Annotated in this window: 3 protein-coding genes; 2 read left to right on the top strand and 1 reads right to left on the bottom strand. The window is 45.0% G+C overall.

Translation table 11 applies throughout. The features are described 5' to 3' along the window. Window positions 1–1950, top strand: a 1950-nt coding sequence (locus Q0200_RS08025; RefSeq protein ID WP_297940019.1) for a TonB-dependent siderophore receptor, incomplete at its 5' end; no start/stop codon positions are given. A gap of 288 nt (window positions 1951–2238) precedes the next feature. Continuing rightward, window positions 2239–2856 carry a tetratricopeptide repeat protein gene (locus tag Q0200_RS08020; RefSeq protein WP_297940018.1) on the top strand — a complete coding sequence of 206 codons (618 nt, stop codon included), beginning with the start codon at window positions 2239–2241 and terminating at the stop codon, window positions 2854–2856. Between the two features lie 148 nt (window positions 2857–3004). On the opposite strand, the gene Q0200_RS08015 is transcribed toward Q0200_RS08020, so the two are convergent. Next, window positions 3005–3249: ATP-binding protein (locus tag Q0200_RS08015; protein ID WP_297940017.1), on the bottom strand; the 245-nt coding region annotated here is incomplete at its 5' end.

The raw sequence follows: 3249 nt of genomic DNA, 5'->3' as shown, positions 1-3249 counted from the left end.
GACCTCACCTCGCGCCAAACGCCTCAGTCGCTAACCGTCATCACCGAAGCTAGGCTAAAGGATCAAAACATCAACGACTATCAGGTGCTTTTGCGAAATATCCCCGGCGTCACGCTTAGCAAGTGGGATGAGCGCGTCTATCCTACGGCAAGAGGCTTTAAGATAGATTATTATTTGCTTGATTCGATGCCTAGCTTTGGCGGATTTAGCCTAGGCGCAAACGATATGAGCATGTTGCCGTATGAGCGCGTCGAGGTCGTAAAGGGCGCAAACGGCCTACTAGCGGGTGCAGGCAATCCGGCGGCTAGCTTAGATTTCATCCGAAAAAGAGCAAATTCAAAAGAATTGACGGGAAATTTCAAACTAAGTGCGGGCTCTTACGATAGATACGGCGTATCGGGCGACGTGCAGACTCCCGTAACTGCCGATGGTAACGTGCGAGCTAGGGCGTCTTTTATGCACGAGAAGTCTCGCTCGTATATGGACTACTATAACCGTAAAAACACCGCTATCTACGGCGTTGTTGATGCAGATATCATGGATAGCTCGTGGCTAAGCCTAGGCGCTTTTTATCAGGAGCTAAAGCGCCACGGCATACGCTGGGGAGGAATGCCTGCGTTTTATAAAAACGACGCTAGGCGCGAGTTTAGCAAAAATGAAATTTTCTCTCAGCCTTGGACTAGGTGGGATATCAAGACTTTTGACGTTTATGCCGATTTTAGGCACTATTTTGAAAACGAAGCCAGCCTAAATCTCTCCTACTCCTTCCGCCGCGCAAATACGGACTCAAATCTACTCTACTACGGCGGCAAGGTAAATTTAGACGACACGGGCGATGTTAGCGGACTTAGCGTCTATGCAAACAAACGCGAAGAAAATATACACAACGTAGACGCCTACGTAAACCTGCCGTACGAAGCATTTGGCTTGCCTCACGAGGCGGTTTTCGGCGCTATGTACAACAACTATAAAAAAAGCTCCGACAACGTCAGCAGCTACTGGAATAGCCGCACGACTCCGGCAGGCCTAGCCTATGCAGCGCGTACCAGGATAGACTTTAAAAACCTGCACCTAGACGATCCGAAGTTACCTTATGCCGATCAAAACAACGCCGATAAAACGGTGCAAAAGGCCGTATATTTGGCTAATAAATTCTCAATCACGGACGAGCTTAAGTTTTTGCTAGGAGCCAGGATGAGCTACTATAAGTACCGCATCACGGGCGGCAACGGCAATAGAAACTTTACGCAAGAAATCACGCCGTATCTAGGCATCACGTACGATATCGGCGAAAACCACACGCTTTACGCTAGCTATACAAGCAGCTTTAAACCCCAAACCGTAAAGGATATCAACGACAAATACTTAGATCCGATCCAAGGCAAAGACTATGAGCTTGGTGTAAAGGGGGATTATTTTGACGGCGCGCTATCGGCTTCGTTTGGCGTATTTAAGGTCGTTCAAGATAAACTAGGCGCAAGAACGGGACAAAAGATCCCAGGCACTACGACCGATGCGTACGAAGCTAAAAAAGGCGTGACGAGTAAAGGCTTTGAGGTAGACGTAAACGGCGAGATAAATCAAAACTTAAGCCTTGGTCTTGGTCTCACGCACTTTAACGCAAAGGACGCAGACGGTAAGAAATTTGACACCGAAAGCTCGCGCACTACGGCAAATCTCTTTGCCAAATACTCTATAGCGGACTTTAGAGCGGGTGCGGGAGTGCAGTATAAAAGTAAAATTTACGTCGGTAGCGGCGCAAATGAAATCACGCAAAAGGCCTATACGCTGGCGAATTTGATGTTTGGCTACAAGATAAGTAAAAATTTCGACATCCAGCTAAACATCGATAACGTATTTAATAAAAAATACTTCGAGGGCATCGGAAACAACAAGATGGTTTACGGCGATCCGCGAACGTTTAATCTAGGCTTTACGTATAGTTTCTAAGTGATTTTTGGATTTTACCGCACGGCTTGGTTTGCGAGCATGATATAAATTTGGCGCTTTTTGTCGGTATTAAATTTGTAAATTTATGAACTACGATAGGCGCCGAATTTATATGTAAAATTGTACGTAAATTTGTATTAATGCGTTAGAAATACTCTTTTAACGAGCAATAAATCTGTTACAAATTTGACTGCGTTTGGTTGTAGCCGAGTATTTTAAAGTTTATTTTAAGCATTATTTTGGCGAACGTAAGGTAAGATTAAGGCAAATTTTTCTTAAGGCTAAATTTTGAAACGCGCTTTTTTTCAAGCTATCTCGCATGTTGTCGTTTTTGCGCTAGTTGCGGCATTTGCTAGCGGTTGTACAGCGCAAAAAAAGGCGACACCCGCACCGCCAAAGCCAGTTACGCAAGCCGAAGTTAAGCACATCTGCGATGGCAAAACCCCAAAAGAGTGCAATGATATGGGCGTAAAATTTGAAAACAATAAAGACTACGAGCGCGCTAAGCTGTGTTACCAAAAAGCCTGCGACGATAACGAGGGTATCGCCTGCTCAAATCTAGGCTCGCTACATCAAAAGCTAAAAAACAAAGAGGAGAGCGAGATCTTAAAGATATTTATGAAGTCTTGCAAGCTCGGCAACAAATACGGTTGCTACAATGCGGCTAACTTTTACCGCCTCGGGCGCGGCACGGAGCATGATTTTGCCGCAGCGCGCAGGCTTTATGAGAAATCGTGCCTAAAACTAAATCATGCTCAAAGCTGTTCAAATCTCGGCGGTATGTATCAGTTTTCGCTAGGCGTCAAAACCGCCGATTCTAAAACCGCAAAAAAATTTTACAAAATGGGCTGCGAGATGGGCGATGAGATAGGATGCAGGAACCTTTCGCTTATCGGAGACGAGTAAAATTTATTTACACTTTCTTGATTTTACCGCCAAATTTGACGATTCTACAACTATCCTAATCAAAATTTGACTGAGAGTGTTTGTGATTTGAGCCAAATTTACCAGTTTGGAGAAAAGCACCGCCGCTTTTATGACGCAAAATCTAAATTTAAGACTTCCACCTAAGCGTAAAGGTTATTTCTTTGCCAGGTTCGCTTTCGCAGGTTACGGCGATAGCATTGTTTTCGCAGGCTCTTTTTACCAAATTTAGCCCGATGCCAAAGCCGCCTTGATCTTCGTTAAACCGCGTATATCGCTCGAAAATTTTATCCTGCTGCTCTTTGCTTAGCCCCTCGCCGCTGTTTGATATTTTTAACTCTCCGTCTTTAAGGCTAACGGCGACGTAGCCGCCTT

The organism is uncultured Campylobacter sp. (assembly GCF_938045225.1).
Lineage (GTDB): Bacteria > Campylobacterota > Campylobacteria > Campylobacterales > Campylobacteraceae > Campylobacter_A.
Note: the sequence above shows the minus strand (reverse complement) of the source record. Positions and strands in the feature narration are given on the sequence as shown.